Source organism: Clostridium phoceensis (assembly GCF_001244495.1).
Classification (GTDB): Bacteria; Bacillota; Clostridia; order Oscillospirales; family Oscillospiraceae; genus Lawsonibacter; species Lawsonibacter asaccharolyticus.
In genome coordinates, this window is record NZ_LN866274.1 from 3,057,474 (window position 1) to 3,076,474 (window position 19,001).

Genomic DNA, 19,001 nt, shown 5'->3' on the forward strand with positions numbered 1-19,001 from the left:
CGCGGCGGCGGCGGCGGCCAGGGCGTTGCGCACGTTGTGCTCCCCCGGCACCTGGAGCTCCACCCGGGTCACCTTCTCCCCCCGGAAGACGATGTCAAAGCTGGGGAAGCCGTTCACCCACTCCAGCCCGGCGGCGTGGACGTCCCCCTCCTCCAGGCCGAAGGTGATCAGCGGACGCTCCAGCCCGGCCAGGGTCTCCATGGTGTTCTGGTCGTCCCGGTCGGCCACCACTACGCCGGTGTCTGCCGGCACCAGCTCAGCGAAGCGGCGGAAGGAGTGCTCCACGTCCTCCAGGTCCTTGAAAAAATCCAGGTGGTCCGCATCCACATTCAGGATCACCGCCACGGTGGGGAAGAAGGAGAGGAAGGAGTTGCAGTACTCACAGGACTCCAGGATGATGGTCTCCCCCTTGCCCACCCGGTAGCCGGAGCCGATGGCGGGCAGGGTGCCGCCGATCATCACAGTGGGGTCCAGCCCTGCGGCCAGAAAGATGTGGGTACACATAGAGGTGGTGGTGGTCTTTCCGTGGGTCCCCGCCACACACAGGGCGTTGTGGTAGTGCCGCATGATGGCTCCCCACGCCTGGGCCCGCTCGAAGACGGGGATGCCCAGCCGGCGGGCGGCGGCGATCTCCGGGTTGTCATCATGGACGGCGGCGGTGCGGATGACGCAGTCCGCCCCCTCCACGCTCTCCGGCAGGTGGCCGATGGTCACCGGGACCCCCAGCGCCCGCAGGTGCTCCACCGCCCCGCTCTCGTGGGCGTCGGAGCCGGTGATGCGCACCCCCGCCCCGTGGAGCACCTCTGCCAGCGGGGACATGGACACCCCTCCTATCCCCACCAGATGGGCGGTCCGCCCGGGCTGAATATAGTCATGTATCTCCAGGGTCATGTTTCAAGCACCTCTCCCCAGTTTTTCAAGATCCTGCGGCGTCTTCGCCGCGAACAGGGCCTATTATAATATGCGCTCCCCAAAATAGCAAGGTATCTCTTCCAATATAGGCAGATCCTCCCCATTTCATACCTCCGTCCCGGGAAAAAGCCTGGGGCGGACAGCCAAAAACGCGCCGCAGCTGCGGCGCGTTTCTGGGCTGAGGGGCATATCAGAGGATATCCAATCCGGAGATCGCATAGCCAAACATGCTGTTGTTGCGGACCAGGTCCACCGTGAAGCTGCACAGCACCGACTCATCCTCCAGGCTCACCAGGGCTCCGGCCACCTGGACACGGCCGCCGCCCAGCTCGGTGATCTCACCCAGGCGGGTCTCGGTCAGTCCGGCGTCGCCCCGGGCCAGACGGAAGGTGTCGTTCTGCCAGTCATAGCTCACCCGGCCGTTCATCTCCCGGGGCAGGGCTGGCAGTCCGTCGAAGTTGGAGAACAGAGCGCCGGCGTAGTCGGCCACCGTCTCCGCGGGCAGGATCAGCATGTCATCGGTGAGCTCCGCCCGCTCGTCCATCTGGCCGCACAGGCTGAGCATATAGTACAGGCTGTTCCACAGGAACACGTCATCCTGGTCGTTGTAGGCCAGGCCCTGTTCCACCATGCACATCACCAGGGCGTTGACAGGGGCCACCATGGCATCCATGGTGCCGCTCTGGGCGGGCACGTCGCCGGGTATGAATTCCCCGGCAGCCGGGGCGGCGGGCGCTCCCTCTCCGACGGCATAGGCGATACCGCCCATGGGTACGATCAGGAGTGCGGCCATCATCAGCGCGATCATCCATTTCTTCATTGAGGGAACCTCCCTTCCTTGTTGTGTATTCAGTATAGCATCTTCCGGCGGAGATATCCTATCGAATTCGTTACGAGAAGATGAAAATTTGGTTACAGAATTGCCCCGGCCCATGCCTCCGCCCTCCCTGAGCTTGTCTTTTTCCCCGTTCTGGGATACAATGGTATCCCAAGTCTATGTTCCAGGCCCCTCAAATATACCTGCCGGGAGGTGCCCCATGAAAAAATTTCCGCCCCGCCGCCCAAGTCCGGGCCCTGGACGGCCTTTGGGGCGCGCAGCTGGACTATGAAGAGGCCCAGGCCGAACAGATCCGCGCCGCCATCCAGGCCCCCCAGGCGTGGGTCTGCGGCCAGGTCCGGCGGTCAGACCCCGCCTTCGCCCGGGAGATGGAGCGCCTGTTCCAGCGGGACTTTCAGGACTCCTCCCTCTGGCTGTCAGAGTGGCTGGCCTATCAGTCCCAGGGAACGCTGGACCAGTGGTACGACCTGGAGCGTGCCCGCGCCCTGTCTCTGACCGGCCGGGACGGGGCGGTCTTCCGCTTTTCTCTGATTCCGTATCACGAAAACGCCTACCATGTCCTGGCCCTCGCCGGTGAGGACGGGCAGGTGGTCCGCCTCCTGGCCCTTCTGCCCAACGACACCCTTGAGGAGCTGGACCTGCTCCTCGCCTCCCCGGATGCATGAATAAAAGCGGGCCCTGCACCGGTGGTGCGGGGCCCGCTTTGGCTTTTACAGATTCTCGTCCAGCGCCTGGGTGAACACCGCGCCGGGCATCACGCCCACCTTGCGGTCGATCTCCCTGCCGTTCTTGAAGAGGATCACGGTGGGGATGTTCATCACGCCATAGCGCATGGCCAGCTCCCCCTCCTCGTCCACGTTCACCTTTCCAATGACGGCCCGGCCCTCATACTCGTCGGCCAGTCCCTCGATCACTGGGCCCAGCATACGGCAGGGGCCGCACCACTCCGCCCAGAAATCCACCAGCATCAGCGCGCCGCCGTTCAGTTCCTTCTCAAAGGTCTCTCTGGTAAAATGCTTCAATGACATTTTTGATCCTTCCCTTCTGTCTCATTGGTGTTCATTGCGTTTCCGGTCCACATACTCCGCCGCGCTCAGGCCCGCGGTGTGGCCCTCGCCCACCGCCTTGGCCACCTGGAGAGGGCCGCCGGTGCAGTCCCCCGCAGCGAACACGCCGGGCAGGCTGGTGGCCATCTCCCGGTCCACCGCAATGGCCCCGTTCCTCAGCTCCAGATCAGGGAGCAGATCGGTGGGGGCCAGGGCGTCCCGAAGGATGAACACCCCCTCGCAGGGCAGCTCCGCGCCGTCGGCCACCAGGGCGGTCACCCGGTCGATCCCCCGCACCTCCAGCTTTCCGGCCCGGACGAATGGGATCTCCCGGTCCAGCCCTTTGGGCTCCTGGGGGGAGACATAGACCACCTGACAGCCCAGGCTTTTCAGGTAGTTGGCCTCCTGGGGGGCGTCCTTGCTCCGGCCCACCACTGTGACCGCCCGACCCCGGTAGAGCATCCCGTCGCAGGTGGCGCAATAGCTCACCCCCCGGCCCAGCAGCTCCGCCTCCCCCGGGTACTTGGCCAGCCGGGCCACCCCTGGCGCCAGCACCAGAGTGCGCCCCTGGAACACCTCGCTGCCCGCCGTGAGGGCAAACCCCTCCCAGGCCATCACCGCCACCACCCGGCCGGTGTGGAACTCCACCCCCACCCGCTGGGCATGGGCGCTGAAGTGCTCCATCAGTTCCCGTCCGTTGACCCCGGGCAGCCCCAGATAGTTGTCGATCCGCTCCGCCCGGGCCAGGGGGCTCTCCTGCCAGGGATTGCCCACCACCAGGACGCTCTTGTCCCGTCCCCGGGCGGCCACAGCCGCCGCCAGGCCCGCCGGGCCGCTGCCCACCACCAGCACATCGTAGTTCAAGGCCGCGCCTCCTCTCCGCCTCCGGGTGCTCTCCCGGACCTGTGTTCTGGTTTGTCTTATTATACCTGCCTTTTGTCAAAAAGGCAACGCTTTTCCGCGGCGCGCCAGGCCGGTCCCGCCCGCTTTTCTCCGAACTGAACGGAGCTGTCTCCTCTCTTCCCCTCTTTTCTGTATGTTCCCCCGGTTTTCTCCCATTTACGTGGGAATCGGTTGATTATTCCTCTGAAATATGGTATAAAATTAGAGTTAAGTTTACGCAAGAGGAGGACCCGATATGTCCGACGAAACCATTATTTCCACTCAGAGCAGGGAAGGCCCCGCCCCCAGCCAGAATTTCATCCATGAATTTATCGCGGAGGACATCGCCCCCGGCGGCCGCTTTGCCGGGATGCAGGTCCACACCCGTTTCCCGCCCGAGCCCAACGGCTATCTCCACATCGGCCACTGCAAGGCGCTTATCATCGACTTCGGCTCTGCCGAGAAGTTTGGCGGCATCTGCAACCTGCGCATGGATGACACCAACCCGGCCAAGGAAGACACCGAGTACGTGGACGCCATCCAGGAGGATATCCACTGGCTGGGCTTCGACTGGGGCGACCGGTTCTTCTATGGCTCCGATTACTTTGAAAAGACTTACGAGCTGGCTGTGGGCCTGATCAAGAAGGGCCTGGCCTATGTTTGTGAGCTCACCCCCGAGCAGTTCCGGGAGTACCGGGGCGATGTGACTACCCCCGCCCGCTCCCCCTGGCGTGACCGCCCCATCGAGGAGTCTCTGGACCTGTTTGAGCGGATGAAGAACGGCGAGTTCCCCGAGGGCAGGTACACCCTGCGGGCCAAGATCGACCTGGAGAGCGGCAACTTCAACATGCGGGACCCGGTGCTCTACCGCATCCGCTACATCGAGCACCACCGCCAGGGCACCAAGTGGTGCATCTTCCCCATGTACGACTTCGCCCACCCCATCCAGGATGCCCTGGAGGGCATCACCCACTCCCTGTGCTCCCTGGAGTATGAGGCTCACCGCCCCCTGTACGACTGGGTCATCCAAAACACCGACGTCCCCAGCAAGCCCCGGCAGATCGAGTTTGCCCGCCTGGGCATCAACTATACAGTCATGTCCAAGCGGAAGCTGCGCAAGCTGGTGGAGGAGGACTACGTCTCCGGTTGGGACGACCCCCGCATGCCCACCCTGTGCGGCCTGCGCCGACGGGGCTATACCCCCGTCTCCATCCGCAATTTCTGCGACCGCATCGGCGTGGCGAAGGCCACCTCCACCGTGGAGTATGCCTTTTTGGAACACTGCCTGCGGGAGGATCTGAACGAGCATGCCCAGCGGGCCATGGCGGTGCTCCATCCCATCAAGCTGACCATCACAAACTATCCCGAGGGTCAGAGCGAGACCCTGGAGGTGGAGAACAACCCCAACGATCCCGGCACCGGCACCCGCACGGTCTCCTTCTCCCGTCACCTGTATCTGGAGTCCGATGACTTTCTGGAGACCCCGGTCCCCAAGTACAAGCGTCTCTTCCCCGGCGGGCCTGAGTGCCGCCTGAAGGGGGCCTACCTCATCACCTGCACCGGCTGCGTCAAGGACGAGGCGGGCAACGTGGTGGAAGTGCTGGCGGAGTATGATCCCCTCTCCCGGGGCGGAGACCCCGCCGACGGCCGCAAGGTGAAGGGGGCCACCCTACACTGGGTGGAGGCCGCCACCGCCGTGGACGCCCAGGTACGCCTGTACGACAACCTGTTCACCGACCCCGACCCGGACGCCGGGGATAAGAACTTCCTGGACTGCCTGAACCCCAACTCCCTGGAGGTGCTGGAGGGCTGCAAACTGGAGGCCTCTCTGGCCGATGCCCAGGCCCCCGCCCACTACCAGTTCCTCCGGCTGGGTTACTTCTGCGTGGACAGCAAAGATTCCAAGCCCGGCGCTCTGGTGTTCAACCGGGCGGTCTCCCTGAAGGACAGCTTCAAGCCTGGCAAGTGAGCCGGGCGCCTGTCCACCCTGAAACGATAAAACACCGCGCCGCGTACAGCTTTCCTGTACGCGGCGCGGCATTTCTGCGCCTACTCGACGGGACACCGGATCCCGTTCACCTCCACCGCCTCCAGATCCTCCAGATCCGGGGGGGCTTCCCGCAGGAACCAGTTCAGGATCAGCAGACCGTCCTCTCCCGCGTTGGCACAGTAGTCGGGCCGTCCTTCTTTCTGAAAGACATGCTCCCGCTCCAGCTCCCAGGCCGTCCCGTCCCGGTAGAGCAGCCGGATCTCCGGGGCCTCCCGGAGCACTTCGAGGTTGACGGGATTTCCCTCGGCAGGCACAGCTGTCTGGGCGGAGATCAGCGCCGGGCTGACTCTCACCTGCCGGATCTCCCCGTCCCCCGGTACCCGGACCACCCGCTCCTCCAGCACCTCCTCCGCCGGGATAGTCAGCAGAGTGCCGCCGGGCACGTCATCGGCAGAGGGGACCCCGTCCACCGCCCTGGAAAAGTAGAGAAGGAGCTTGGGGTCTTCCACCTGACTCATGTCCTCCTCCACGCTGATGGTAAAGACCTGATAGGTGCTCCCCCGCTTCTCTCCCTCCAACACTTCCTCCCAGCCGAGGTTTCCTCCCAGATCCTGCCCATTCCGGCTGGGCTCCACAAAGGAGGAGAAGGGGGACTCCTTCGGGCCCGCCTCTCCTTGGATCAGCTTCCAGTAGAAGGGAGGCGTTTCCGCCGCCTCTTCTCCGTTTGGGGCGGTCAGCCGGTAGACCACGGTACAGCTGTGGCTGGTAAAAGTGACGCCCTGGATCTCCACCATCCCGTCCTCCAGGCGGACCGTCTCTCCCACCTCCTGATAGAAGGGGATCAACTGTCCCGCGTTTTCCCCCAGCAGCCGGTCCAGCGCGGCGAAACCGCCCATGCCCCAGGCCATGCCGGTCCCCAGGACCAGACACAGGCACACAGCCGCCAGGACCGGTCCTCTTCTCCTCCTCGGCCGCTCCGCCGCCCGGGCCCTGACCCTGGTCTCCAGGCAGGCCAGCTCTGCCGGGACGGGCCGGCCGGCCTCCTCTTCCCGCATTCTCTGGTATTCCTCCATGCGCTCCATCTTCAGACCTCCTCACTCAATTCCAGCTTCAACAGCTTCAGCGCCTTTTTCTCCCGTGTGTGGACCGTGCTCCTCGGCATCCGCAGCAGCTCTGCCGTCTCCCGCAAAGTACAGTCGAAGAAATAGCGCAGAAGGATCACTGCTCTCAGCTGCTCCGGCAGTGCCTGGACCGCCGCCCTCAGAGGCAGGTGGTCCGGGTCCTCCCAGGCCTGCTCCGGCAGCTGGTCCACCGCCTGTTCCCGGTCCTGCCGTTTTTTCTCCCGGCTGCACTCGTTAAGCAGGATGCGGGTGAGCCAGGTGGTAAAATATTCCGGGTGGCGCAGTCTCCCGCAGGCCCTCCAGCCCCGGAACACCGCCTCGTCCACCACGTCCATGGCCGCGCTGTCATCGGACAGCCACATCCGCGCGATGCGCCACAGCCGTTCCCGGCATTGTTCCACCCCCTGCCAGTACTCCTGGTCGTTCACGCTGTTCCCCCCTTTCTGCCTATTAGACCCTCGGGCTCCCCCCTTTGTCCAGGGGAACACAAAATTTTCTAAAAAAGTCCCGGCCTGACGCATTTGCGCCAGGCCGGGACTTTTTATTCACTCTTTTCTGTTGGTTCAGCCAACAACAAAGGTCAGGGTGTAAGTCGCCTTGGTGCTCCCGTCGGGTCCGGTGACCTCGATGGTGGTCTTGCCGGAGGCGGGCACGCTCACCGGGCAGCGGCTGGAGACCGACTTCCCGTTGACCTTCAGGTCCTTGATCCGGTTGGACATGGCCACGGGCGTAAAGGTAACGGTGCTCTGAAGGGCCCCCACCTTTACCTCGTAGTCATACTCATAGGGCACGAACTTGTTGGGGATGGCGTACTTCAGACGGCCGTCCTCCAGCTTGTCGTCCACAGTGTCGAAGCCGGTCTTGTACTTGAAGTCGTGGCCCACCAGGGTGGCGTCCTTGAAAGTGATATTGCTCAGGTGGGCGTTGGTCTTGTAATCCCAGTACATGTTGCTGGACACCAAGGGGTTCTCGGTCCCCCGGTTGTCCACCTCAAGACGGTAATAGGTCTTGCCGTCATAGAGGCCCTTGTACTGAGCGTGGATCATCTTGCCGCTCTCAGCAAAGCCGGTCCAGTTCATGGTCTCGTAGGGGTTTCCATCAATGGCCAGAATGGCACCGTCACCGCGGCGGTCATCAGAAACACCGTCAGGGCCGTAGTCCACCAGCTTCTGGAGGCACTGCTCCCAGATAGTCAGGTAGTCGCCACCCATTCCGATGCGGTTGTGGCCGGTGTACAGCTCCTTGACCTGAGCGCCATCCTTGGTATAGATGTCCATCAGCTGCTGGTGCAGGGACAGGAGCAGGTCCTGCTTCACTCCCTTGGCGGCAAACTGGTCCGCCACCCAGTAGCGGTTGACGGCGTAGATATCGGAGGAGAAGAGCAGACCGTTGGCCCGGTCATAGATCAGGATGGATGCGTCCTCATGGCCGGGGAGATGGACTACCTCAAACTTACAGTTACCCAAATCGAAGACATAGCCCTCATCAATCAGGTGCACCTTGTCCCCAGTGTAGGTACCAGTCTTCTCCGAGTCGATCACCGCATTGGCACTGGTGTACTTCTTGTTGTACACCTGGATGCTCCAATCCCCGCCGGCGGGGCCAACACGGTCACACATGTAGACATCCACGCCGGCGTCGTAGGCATAGGGCATCGCGCCGGAGTGGTCGCCGTGGTTGTGACCCAGCACGAAGACGAAGGGCTTGGTCGCCACTTCCTTCACCCGATCGATCAGAGAAATACTGGTGTTGGTGGGCATAAGGCCGTCGAAGAGGATGCCCATCTTGCTGCCCTCGATGTAGTAGGCCGCTGCCTGGAAGTTGTCGAAGTAGCGGTAGACCGCGGGGAAGTTCTCCCCGGCGTCATGCAGCTTGTCAAAGGCAAAGTCGTGCCACGCGGGACGCTCGATCCGCCACATGAACTTGGTGACAGGGCTGTCCTCCATGCCGGGCTTGGTGGCATAGCACTCCACGTCCACGATAAGCCAAGTCGCGTCGTAAGGCAGGTCCTTGTTGTTGTTCAGGCCAAAGCAGGGGTCAGTGGAGTAGCCGGGGATATAGTCATACCAGTCGCTCCAGCCGGTGCCCACGTACACGCCCACGCCGCGGTCCTGGACAAACAGGCCGTTCAGCTCGGGGTGGGAGTACTTGTCCACCTTACAGCGCCAATGGACCACCGCATCCTGGGTGGAGGTGAACCACTCGGGACGGACGCGGACGAACTTCCGGTTGCTCACCGGCATGGCCCACACAGGGCAGACTACACGGCGGTCGATATTGTCGATGATGATGCGTGCCTCGGTGTCGGTGATGCCATCGGTGGGATTCAGGGTGGTGTTGCTGCGGCCCCGCATAAAGTTGCGGCCCACCAGGATATTCAGAGCGTCATAGCAGTTCTTGTCGATCTTGTTGGTGTCATCGAACTTGGAGATGTAGTCGGCGCCCAGCTTGGACATTTTGAAAGCGCTGACCAAGATCACAGCCGCGTCCTCCCGGGTCATTTCGGACATGGGATAGAAGCAGTCCTCGGGGGAGGTGGCGGTGAGCACGCCCATATCCAGGGCGGACTCGATGGCTTTCACATAGTCATTGTCGCCAGTGACATCATAGAAGTTGCGCACCCGCTCCGTGGTCATGACCTCGCCCTTGTCATTGATGTCCGTGCCGTCGTCCATCACGGCGTTGTAGTGGGGCCAGCCGAAATATTTGGCCAGGCGGATCATAAAGTCGCCCCGGGTCATGGGGTGATCCACCTCGATGGCGTGGGCTCCGGCGGTCTGGCCGGTGTGCAGGGTCACGGCATAGGTGGTGCTCCCCAATGTCCAGGAGATCTCCACATCGTAGCCGCCCACGCCGTCCCGCATGATGGTGGTTCCGTCCGGGTCCACAGAGACCAGGTGCTTATTGGTGGTACGCCAGGTGCCCTCGCTCTGCACCTTGCCGTCCTTCACCGCCACCAGCTTGATGGGCTGGACAAACTCCAGAGTATAGGTCTTGCTCTTCATGTTCTCAGCCACGCCATCGATATAGATGCCGTCGCCCTGCTTGCCGACCTGCTGCTTGGTGGTGGTGTCCGCCGCGGAAGCCGCGGTGATGATCCCGCCGGGCAGAATGGTGGCGATCCCCAGGCCCGCAGCCCCGATGGCCAGACCCTTTACAAAGTCTCGGCGGGTAATGCCGCTGCTCTGCACGTTCTCCTTTTTACCACTCACTTTGTATTCCTCCTCATTTCTCAATTTGCAATATCACTCCGGGCGGGGCGCGTCCCCTCAATGCTTCACGCTCTGTCTCCGCCGTCCCGGTGGTTGCACACGCTCAATCTAGATCTTCCTCCTGCTCTGCCAGCTTGCGGCGGAACAGGATCTTGCACAGGATGATGCTGGCGTAGAACAGGATCATCAGCGGGATGGCCACCAGGACCTGGGATGTCACGTCAGGCGGCGTGATGACGGCGGCCACGATCAGGATGATCAGCACTACATATTTAAAGTTCTTCTGCAGCGTCTTGGGCTTGACCAGCCCCACGCCGGTGAGGGCCACCAGCACAATGGGGGTCTCGAAGATCACGCCGAAGATCAGCATGGTGGAAATGACATAGCTGACATACTCCTGCACTGACACCATGGCAGTCACAGTCCCGGAGGTATTCAGCCGTGCAAAAAAGCCCAGCAGGATGGGCAGCACGATGGTGAAGGCAAACAGGGCCCCCAGGCAGAACAGCAGCAGCCCCACCGTGATGATCAGGTTGAAGCCCATCTGTTCCGCCCGCTTCAGCCCCGGCTGGAGGAAGCGCCAGATGTGATAGATGATGACAGGGATGATGATCACCACGCCCCCCACCAGGGAGATCCGCACGTAGGTCATCATCAGCTCAGCCGGTGCGATGTACACAAAGGAGAAGTTCTCTCCCCGGGAGAGCAGCAGGTTGGTGAACCACTCCGCCTGGCTCAGGCAGAGTGCCACCCCCACCAGAAAGCAGACCGCGCAGATGGTCAGCCGGCGGCGCAGCTCATTCAGGTGGGCCAGCAGGGACATCCTGCCCCCCTGGGGCACGTCATCCTCCAGCTCGTCCGTCTCCTCTCCGTATTCCTCCCGTTCCTTCCGATCCGTTTCAGCGCCCGGACCGTCCTTCGCTCTGGTTTTCTTCTTGTCCTGCTCTAATGTGGCGCGGCTCATGGATGGGCTCAGGACTCTTTGCTGTCGTGCTTCTCTTCAGCCTTCTCCGCGGCGGCGCTGCTCCGCTTAAAGTTTCCAATGGTCTGCCCAATAGCCTTGCCCAGCTTCGGCAGCTTGGTGGGCCCGAAGATCAGCAGAGCCACCGCCAGGATCAGCAGTATCTCCACCGTACCAAATTTTCCAAACATTACAATCCGCTCTCCTTTATTCTTGACAATTTCTGCCGCCGGAACTGCTCAGCCCTCCTTGGCCTGCTCCGGCTGCTCCACTTCTTCGGCAGGCTCCGCCTGCTCTGCTTCTTCGGCGGGCTCCTCTACAGGCTCCGCCTCCTGCTCGTTCTCCGTCTGCTTCTGAGACTTCTCCTCCTGCTTCTTTCCGGACTTTTTCTCCTCTTCCTCTTCCTCCAGCAGTTCGTCCCAGTTGTTGCTGTCTGCATAGTGACGCAGCGTTCCCACCGCCTTGCCCGCCATCTTGCCCAGCGCGGGCAGCTTCGACGGGCCGAAGATGATCAGCGCCACCACGAGCACGACGATCAGCTCTCCTGTTCCGATATGCATCGTTCAACTTCCTCCCTTTCATCCCGCTCAGCCCATTGTCAGAGCGGCTGATGCGCTTTTAATGCCTAAACCGTCCGACATGGCCATTTTTGAGCTGTTTCACAAAAAACACCCTAGCCGGACAGCGCTCCCTTTATGCATGAGATTCATTTTTGTGAAAGCCTGTCCCATGTGTTCTTGTCAGTTTCAGACAACTCCGTGTCCTCTGAGCCTTTATTTTATCATTCATTCTGCCTGAAGTTAAATCTATTTTTTGCATCTACCCGTTTTACATTTTCATAATATCTAATTTATTCATTATTTTTGTTTATTTTTTCATTGTTTTAAAAGGATTTCTGGTAGACTCATCCAATTTTCCGTTAACAATTTTGTAACAAATATCCGAATCGCTTTTCACTTTCCGCTGGATTGAAAAATATTTTCTCTCCCCCCTCCCCCTGTGCCAGCCTTCTGATGGACCTCCCCTCTTTACTCAGCGCAAAATTGGCAGTCCTGTACAAAATTCAATTTCAAAATTTGTACATTATAGTCATTCCTATATGACATTCTCCTGTGTCCCTTCATTGTCTGAATCTGAATCAAAACGCCGTGTTCCTCTATTCCGTTCCTTGCCGCTCCGCTCGCTCTCTCTGTGCGGGCATGGGCTGCTGAGCCGATAATATTCTTTAACGCAGATTTCACACTTCAGCTGTTTTGGACTTAACGCAGAGCCGCTAGAATAGCCTTGACCCAGCGGTCACAAACTGTCCAAGAGAAATTGGGAGGAACAAACAAACATGAAAAAAATCGCAACCGCACTTCTGTCCTGTGCCCTGTCCGCCGCCACGCTGGCCGGCTGCGCCGCCAACGCCGCCCAGGTCCCGCAGGAGTCTCAGGAACCGCATACCGCCGCTCTGACTGCCACTGCGGCCGCGTCCGTCAAGTCCCCTAAATACGTCTTCCTGTTCATCGGGGACGGCATGAGCTACCCCCAGATCCAGTCCACCTCCGACTACCTGGGTGCCCTGAAGGACGCTGACTACTGGCAGGCCCAGCCCAGTCTGGATGACAACCAGGGCGCCATCCTCGACGGCCCCGAGTACCTCAACTTTATGAACTTTGAGGCTGCCGGCTCCGCCGTCACCTATGACTCCAACTCCTTCGCCCCCGACTCCGCTTCCACCGCCACCTCCATCTCCACCGGCCACAAGACCTACTCTGGCTCTATCAATGTGGATGAAACCGGCACCATCGAGTATGAGACCATTGCCGAGCAGCTGAAAGCCCAGAAGGGCTGGGAGATCGGCGTCATCACCTCCGTCAACCTGAACCACGCCACCCCTGCCGCCTTCTATGCCCATCAGGCCAGCCGCAGCAGCTACTATGAGATCGGCCTGGAGCTGGTCGAGTCTGGCTTCGACTACTTTGCCGGCGGCGGACTGCTCAAGCCCACCGGCAGCAGCGGAGACCAGACCGACCTGTATGAGTTGGCCCAGGAGGCCGGCTACACCGTGGCCAAGACCCACGCCGAGGCCGACGCCATCGGCACCAATACAGAGAAAGCCATCATCATCGACGAGGACCTGGCCGACTCCGACGCCATGGCCTATGAGCTGGACCGCACCGACGACATGTGGGCTCTGGCTGACTATGTAGCCAAGGGCATCGAAGTGCTGGACAACGACACCGGCTTCTTTATGATGTGCGAGGGCGGCAAGATCGACTGGGCCTGCCACGCCAACGACGCCGCCTCCTCCATCCACGATACCCAGGCCCTGGCCGATGCGGTACAGGTGGCCATCGACTTCGCCAAGGAGCATGCTGACGAGACCCTCATCCTGGTCACCGGCGACCATGAGACCGGCGGCCTGACCATCGGCTTCGCCGGAACCGACTACGACACTTATCTGGATCTGCTGGAGAACCAAAAGATCTCCTTCGCCAAGTACGACAGCGACTATGTGGCCTCCTATAAGGCCAACAAGACCCCCTTTGAGACCGTGCTGGCCGACATTGAGAAGCTCTTTGGCCTGAAGGCCCAGGGCGAGGAGGGCGACAAGCTGGTCCTCACCGCCTATGAGATGGAGCAGCTACGGGCCGCCTATGAAAAGAGCATCAACGGTACCGCCTCCAGTCAGTACGACCAAGCGGAGTATGTGCTCTACGGCACCTACGAGCCCCTCTCTGTCACCATCACCCACATCATCAACAACAAGTCCGGCATCTCCTTCACCTCTTACAGCCACACCGGTCTGCCCGTGGCAGTCCTGGCCGAGGGCGCAGGCAGCGAGATGTTCAACGGCTACTATGACAACACCGACATCTACAACAAGCTGGCCGACCTGCTGAACATCGCCTGAGCTGGTCCAGACAGCCCCTTCCGGGCCCGCCTCCGGCATATTTGCCGGGGGCGGGCCGCCCCTGTGTTCTGGAATGAGACATTTTCCTGTCCCCCGAAATCATGCGAAAAGGAGTTTTCATCCATGCTCGACCGCCTCAGATCCCATTCTTTTTCCTACCAAGCTCCTGTGCTGGTATGCCTGCTGGCCATCCTGCTCCTTCTGGTCCTGCCCACTGGCTTTGAGGGCGCCCTGATCTACCAGGAGGCGGAGCGCTGCACCGCCCGGGTGCTGGAGACAGACAACTCCGCCATCATCGACACCGGCCTGGTCCGCTCTGGTGAGCAGCGCTGCCAGCTTGAGATCCTGGACGGCAGATTTCAGGGAAGGACGGTCACCGGGATCAACATGCTCAACGGCTCTCTGGAGCAGGACAAGCTCTTCTCTCCCGGGGACAGGGCCCAGGTGGTGGTGAGCCACGACGGGGACACCATCACCAATGTCACCATGAGCGACCACTACCGCCTGGGCTGGGAGGCCCTGATGGCCGCCGGCTTTGCCCTCTTCCTCATCCTGTTCGCTGGGCGCACCGGGGTGCGTGCCATCGCCTCCTTCGTACTGACGGTGCTCTGCCTGTGGAAGCTCCTGGTCCCCCTCTACCTCAAGGGCTGGAACCCCATCTGGGTCGGGCTGGCCATCACCCTCTTTCTCACCATTTTGATCATCGCTCTGGTGTACGGCTTTGACCGGCGGTGCTGGGCGGCGGTATCCGGCTCCTTTCTTGGCATCCTGGTCACCTGTGTGCTGGGCATCCTCTTTACCGACCTGTTCCAGATCCACGGGGCAGTGATGTCCTACTCCGAGAGCCTGCTCTACTCCGGCTACGCCCACCTGAGCCTGACCCAGATCTTTATGGCCTCCATCTTCATCGGGGCCTCCGGAGCGGTGATGGACCTGAGCGTGGACATTACCTCCGCCGTCCACGAGGTGGTGGAGAAGCGTCCCGACCTGAGCTGGCAGGAGGCCGCCCGCTCCGGCCTCAACGTGGGCCGGGCCGCCATGGGCACCATGACCACCACCCTGCTCTTCGCCTACTCCGGCGGCTACATCGCCCTGCTCATGGTCTTCATGGCCCAGGGCACCCCGGTTGACCACATCCTGAACTACAAGTATGTGGCGGCGGAGATCATCCACACCGTCATCGGCTCCTTCGGTCTGGTCACTGTGGCCCCCTTCACCGCCCTGTGCGCCGGACTTTTCCTGGCCCGGCGCGGCGGCCATCCTCAGCCCCAGGAGGAGGCAGATGGATGATCTGCCGGAGCCCCCTGCTCTCCATGGGAGTGCCCTTCTGAATGCCTGCCGATGCTGCCGGGCTTCTGAGTCCCTCCTCTGCGGCCTGAAGATGCTGGTTTCTGCGGTACTTGCACCGGGGCATCCTGCGGGCCCCTGTGCTGTGAAGTGGTGACACAGCCGCTCCGGGCATCTCCAGCTTTGATCACTTTTGTGACGTTCAGAACGTGACCTGCTCTGAGTGGCATGCGGTGTGCGCCGTCGGGAGTCGATGCCCGCACCCTGATGGTGCCGCTGAGACTTACATAATACGCGCCTCTTCCTTGTGCTCCGGGGCTGGGCGTGGTACACTAGAAGCATCCCAAAATTCAGAAAACAGGAGGGCTTTCCATGGAACTGCGCGCTGTCACAGGGGACATCACCAAATTGCAGGTGGACGCCATCGTCAATGCCGCCAATACCTCCCTGCTGGGAGGCGGCGGGGTGGACGGGGCCATTCACCGGGCGGCCGGGCCGGAGCTGCTGGCCGAGTGCCGCACTCTGCACGGCTGTCCCACCGGCCAGGCCAAGGCCACTGGAGGCTACTGCCTGCCCGCCCGATACGTCATCCACACAGTGGGCCCCGTGTGGCACGGAGGCGGGCATGGGGAGGCAGAACTGCTGGCGGACTGCTATCGAAACTCCATGGCTCTGGCCCTGGAGCTGGGCTGCCGCACCGCGGCCTTCCCTGCCATCAGTACCGGGGTGTACCGCTATCCGCCGGATCAGGCCGCCCGGATCGCGGTGGACACTGTCCGCCGCTTCCTGGAGGAGCATCCGGAGGGGCCCCAGGTCACCTTTGTCTGTTTTGACGCCAGGACCGAGGACCTCTATCAGGCCCAGCTGGCCGAGCTTTGAATCGTTTGGGAGGACCGAAGGGGCCTCCCAAATATTTTTTCATTCTGTTGTTTTGTCGGCGCACGACGAAACACGACGAATAGCGCCGCCGTTTCAGGGCATCATAAGCCCGGGGCCAAGACCTCCATACAGGTTTTACATACTTTTTTCCTCCCTGCGGTGGCGGCGCCAGGCGGAGTGTGATAGGCTGAAAAAAACAAACGGGGGGCGTTGATGACGAGGCGAAAATCGGAACTTCCCCGCGCGGTGCTGCTGTGCGCGGGTCTGCTGCTGGGGGCAGCCCTGCTGGGCATGGGACAGAGCCGTGCCGGAGAGACTCCCTACTGCCGCATGGAGCTGCCCCCGGGCTATGCCTTGGTCCAGCCGGAGGACGGCGGCCCTGTCTCGCTCACCAAGGACGGCGCAGTCACTGGCGGGCTGCGGCTTCTAGGGGGCGGCGGGGATCGGGCGCTGGAGCACGACATTCTGTGGTCCTCCTACCGCTACGGGACCGGAGCATACAGCCGCTCCGGAGTGGTGTGTCAGGAAGGGGAGCGGCTGGTCCGCTACTTTGTGGACTGCGGCGACTCTGGGATCTGTGAGCTGTGGCTGGACCGGAGGCGGGTGCTCCCTGTGGAGGAGGAGCAGCTCCTGGACCGGTTCACAGGCATGGCATAAGAGTCGAAAGGCGTCCATCCGCAGTGTGCGGATGGACGCCACAGACTGTCGAAAAAGCGGCAGAGCCGCTTTTTCGAGAAAGTAAGCACGCAAGATAGGCCTTGATTCCTCTCGGAAAAGTCGTCCTATCTTGCGTGAGAGGTGTCATTTCCGAGGTACACGCCCCCGGAAATGACGTGCTCCAATTTGATTCCGGTGCCTGCGGGCGCCGGAACTCCTTGCAGGAGGGCTTTTTGACAAGCTGAGGCGTCCATCCGCAGTGTGCGGATGGACGCCACCTTTTATCATGTCTCCGGCTCTGCCCAATTCAGGCTGCGGCCCACGGCTTTGTGCCATCCAGCCAGCAGAGACCGGCGGACGGGCTCCTCCATCTGGGGCTGATACAGTCTGTCCAGGGTCCACTGGGCGCGAATCTCATCCAGACTGTCCCACACCCCCACCGCAAGGCCCGCCAGATAGGCAGCCCCCAGAGCGGTGGTCTCCCGGATCATGGGGCGGCGGACCGGCTTGTCCAGGATATCCGCCTGGAACTGCATCAAAAACCGGTCCCGGCTGGCCCCGCCGTCCACCCGGAGTTCGGCCAGGGGCAGGCCGGTGTCCTGCTCCATGGCCCGGACCAGATCCCAGCTCTGGTAGGCGATGGACTCCTGGGCCGCTCGGATAATGTGTTCCCGGGTCGTGCCCCGGGTGAGCCCCACCAGGCAGCCCCTGGCATACATATCCCAATAGGGGGCTCCCAGGCCGGTGAAGGCCGGGACCAGATAGACCCCGCCGGTATCCGGCACCTTCTGGGCGTAGTACTCCGCATCCCGGGACTCGCTGAAAAACCGCAGCTCGTCCCGTACCCACTGGATCACCGCTCCGCCCACGAAGACAGAACCCTCCAGTGCATACTGCACCGAACCGTTGAGGCCCACAGCGATGGTGGTGAGCAGACCGTTCCTGCTCCGGCACAGCTCCCGCCCAGTGTTCATCAGGAGGAAGCAGCCAGTCCCATAGGTGTTTTTGGCCTCCCCTGGAGAGAAGCAGGCCTGCCCGAACAGGGCCGCCTGCTGGTCACCGGCGATGCCGGCGATAGGGACCTCCACTCCCTGGAGGTTCACAGTGCCATATACCGCGCTGGAGTCCCTCACCTGAGGCAGCATCTCCATGGGGATGTCCAGCGTCCGGCAGATGTGCTCATCCCAGCACAGGCGCTGGATGTCGAAGAGCATGGTACGGCTGGCGTTGGTATAGTCGGTGACGTGGACCCGGCCGCCGGTGAGCTTCCAGATGAGCCAGGAGTCCACCGTTCCAAAGAGCAGCTCCCCCCGACGGGCCCGCTCCCTTGCCCCCTCCACGTGGTCCAGGACCCACTTCAGTTTGGTGGCGGAAAAATAGGCATCCGGCAGCAGGCCGGTGTGTTCCCGGATGTAGGAGGTGAGCTCGTCATCCGCCTTCAGCTCCTCGCACAGGGCCGCGGTGCGGCGGCACTGCCAGACGATGGCGTTGTACACCGGCCTGCCTGTCTCCCGGTCCCAAACGATGGTGGTCTCCCGCTGGTTGGTGATCCCGATAGCCGCCACCTGGGCGGGGTCCACCCCGCTCTGGGCCAGCACCTCGGTGAGGACACTGTATTGGCTGGAATAGATCTCCATGGGATCATGCTCCACCCAGCCGGGCTTTGGGTAGTGCTGTCCAAATTCCCGCTGGGCCAGGCCGACAATATTCTGCTGCCGGTCGAACAGGATGCATCGGCTGCTGGTGGTGCCTTGATCCAGGGCGAGAACATAGGGGCGGTCAGACATAACAACACGGCCTTTCCTGGTGAATGGTGGTGGTTTGCCTCCATTATGTCAGAAATGTTCTGGATTGTAAAGGGGCGGCTGCGGGAAAGGACGTCCGGGCGCGGAGGCGCACCGGAAGAACGGCAGTCGCATAGAATGGGCTGTGGCAAAGCCACGCAATCTTGAATGAAGAAAAGGAGACCCAAATGAACCGTTATCTTCCTTCAGACAGAAGTCTGACACGCTGGGACTCCATGTGCTCCCAGGGTACGGGCAGCCGCTGCTCGTGCTCCTGCCCGCCTTCCTGCCAGCCCGTCTGTCCCGGGCCCGGCCCCAGTCCCTGCCCGCCCATCTGCCCCGGGCCTGGGCCTGCTCCCTGCCCGCCCATCTGCCCCGGGCCTGGGCCTGCTCCCTGCCCGCCTATCTGCCCTGGGCCTGGCCCTGCTCCCTGCCCGCCTATCTGCCCCGGGCCCATCCCGCCCGTCGGGACCGGCCCCACTGGCCCCACTGGCCCCACCGGCCCGCAGGGTATCCCTGGACCTAACGGTGCC

18 protein-coding genes are annotated in these 19,001 nt (G+C 61.9%); 7 read left to right on the forward strand and 11 right to left on the reverse strand.

Annotated elements, in window-relative coordinates; genetic code table 11:
• Positions 1-891, reverse strand: an 891-nt coding sequence (locus BN1969_RS15775) for a UDP-N-acetylmuramate--L-alanine ligase (protein ID WP_242850364.1), incomplete at its 3' end; no start/stop codon positions are given.
• Positions 892-1,102: 211 nt separating this feature from the next.
• Positions 1,103-1,732 carry a hypothetical protein gene (locus BN1969_RS15780; protein ID WP_050625153.1) on the reverse strand — a complete coding sequence of 210 codons (630 nt, stop codon included), beginning with the start codon at positions 1,730-1,732 and terminating at the stop codon, positions 1,103-1,105.
• 386 nt (positions 1,733-2,118) lie between these two features.
• On the opposite strand from BN1969_RS15780, the gene BN1969_RS15785 reads away from it, so the two are divergent.
• Positions 2,119-2,415: a hypothetical protein gene (locus BN1969_RS15785; protein ID WP_050625154.1), complete on the forward strand. Its 297-nt coding sequence runs from the start codon at positions 2,119-2,121 to the stop codon at positions 2,413-2,415.
• Positions 2,416-2,460: 45 nt separating this feature from the next.
• Here BN1969_RS15785 and trxA read toward each other — a convergent pair whose 3' ends face one another.
• Positions 2,461-2,778 carry a thioredoxin gene (trxA, locus tag BN1969_RS15790; protein WP_050625155.1) on the reverse strand — a complete coding sequence of 106 codons (318 nt, stop codon included), beginning with the start codon at positions 2,776-2,778 and terminating at the stop codon, positions 2,461-2,463.
• Between the two features lie 21 nt (positions 2,779-2,799).
• Positions 2,800-3,660 carry an NAD(P)/FAD-dependent oxidoreductase gene (locus BN1969_RS15795; protein WP_050625156.1) on the reverse strand — a complete coding sequence of 287 codons (861 nt, stop codon included), beginning with the start codon at positions 3,658-3,660 and terminating at the stop codon, positions 2,800-2,802.
• A 274-nt stretch (positions 3,661-3,934) separates the two neighbouring features.
• On the opposite strand from BN1969_RS15795, the gene BN1969_RS15800 reads away from it, so the two are divergent.
• Entirely contained in the window at positions 3,935-5,647 is a 1,713-nt protein-coding gene (locus BN1969_RS15800; RefSeq protein WP_147577128.1) for a glutamine--tRNA ligase/YqeY domain fusion protein, read from the forward strand.
• An 80-nt stretch (positions 5,648-5,727) separates the two neighbouring features.
• Here the strand turns inward: BN1969_RS15800 and BN1969_RS15805 are convergent, their stop codons facing one another.
• The 6 genes from BN1969_RS15805 to BN1969_RS18945 all read right to left on the reverse strand — a co-directional run bounded on the left by BN1969_RS15805 (position 5,728) and on the right by BN1969_RS18945 (position 11,522).
• A complete protein-coding gene (locus tag BN1969_RS15805) occupies positions 5,728-6,750 on the reverse strand; it encodes a hypothetical protein (RefSeq protein ID WP_050625157.1) in 1,023 nt (340 codons plus the stop codon).
• 2 nt (positions 6,751-6,752) lie between these two features.
• A complete protein-coding gene (locus tag BN1969_RS15810; protein ID WP_050625158.1) occupies positions 6,753-7,217 on the reverse strand; it encodes a sigma-70 family RNA polymerase sigma factor in 465 nt (154 codons plus the stop codon).
• Between the two features lie 135 nt (positions 7,218-7,352).
• On the reverse strand, positions 7,353-10,001 hold the full coding sequence (locus tag BN1969_RS15815) for a cadherin-like beta sandwich domain-containing protein (RefSeq protein ID WP_147577130.1): 2,649 nt from the start codon (positions 9,999-10,001) through the stop codon (positions 7,353-7,355).
• A 103-nt stretch (positions 10,002-10,104) separates the two neighbouring features.
• Positions 10,105-10,965 (reverse strand): twin-arginine translocase subunit TatC, encoded by an 861-nt coding sequence (gene tatC / locus BN1969_RS15820; RefSeq protein WP_108979491.1) that lies wholly within the window; start codon positions 10,963-10,965, stop codon positions 10,105-10,107.
• A gap of 8 nt (positions 10,966-10,973) precedes the next feature.
• Entirely contained in the window at positions 10,974-11,153 is a 180-nt protein-coding gene (tatA, locus tag BN1969_RS15825; protein WP_050625160.1) for a twin-arginine translocase TatA/TatE family subunit, read from the reverse strand.
• A 48-nt stretch (positions 11,154-11,201) separates the two neighbouring features.
• Positions 11,202-11,522, reverse strand: a complete 321-nt coding sequence (locus tag BN1969_RS18945; RefSeq protein WP_050625161.1) for a twin-arginine translocase TatA/TatE family subunit — start codon at positions 11,520-11,522, stop codon at positions 11,202-11,204.
• A gap of 776 nt (positions 11,523-12,298) precedes the next feature.
• Here BN1969_RS18945 and BN1969_RS15835 point away from each other — a divergent pair.
• The 4 genes from BN1969_RS15835 (at position 12,299) to BN1969_RS15850 (ending at position 16,684) form a co-directional block, all read left to right on the forward strand.
• Positions 12,299-13,861: an alkaline phosphatase gene (locus BN1969_RS15835; protein WP_050625162.1), complete on the forward strand. Its 1,563-nt coding sequence runs from the start codon at positions 12,299-12,301 to the stop codon at positions 13,859-13,861.
• A 123-nt stretch (positions 13,862-13,984) separates the two neighbouring features.
• Entirely contained in the window at positions 13,985-15,151 is a 1,167-nt protein-coding gene (locus BN1969_RS15840) for a YibE/F family protein (RefSeq protein WP_050625163.1), read from the forward strand.
• A gap of 369 nt (positions 15,152-15,520) precedes the next feature.
• The gene (locus BN1969_RS15845; protein ID WP_050625164.1) at positions 15,521-16,027 is read left to right on the forward strand and encodes an O-acetyl-ADP-ribose deacetylase; all 507 of its coding nucleotides are present in this window, start codon (positions 15,521-15,523) and stop codon (positions 16,025-16,027) included.
• A 213-nt stretch (positions 16,028-16,240) separates the two neighbouring features.
• The gene (locus tag BN1969_RS15850; protein ID WP_133248248.1) at positions 16,241-16,684 is read left to right on the forward strand and encodes a hypothetical protein; all 444 of its coding nucleotides are present in this window, start codon (positions 16,241-16,243) and stop codon (positions 16,682-16,684) included.
• Positions 16,685-16,968: 284 nt separating this feature from the next.
• Here the strand turns inward: BN1969_RS15850 and glpK are convergent, their stop codons facing one another.
• On the reverse strand, positions 16,969-18,471 hold the full coding sequence (gene glpK, locus BN1969_RS15855) for a glycerol kinase GlpK (protein WP_050625166.1): 1,503 nt from the start codon (positions 18,469-18,471) through the stop codon (positions 16,969-16,971).
• A 235-nt stretch (positions 18,472-18,706) separates the two neighbouring features.
• On the opposite strand from glpK, the gene BN1969_RS18950 reads away from it, so the two are divergent.
• Positions 18,707-18,994, forward strand: a complete 288-nt coding sequence (locus BN1969_RS18950; protein WP_187120379.1) for a hypothetical protein — start codon at positions 18,707-18,709, stop codon at positions 18,992-18,994.
• Positions 18,995-19,001 lie beyond the last annotated feature (7 nt).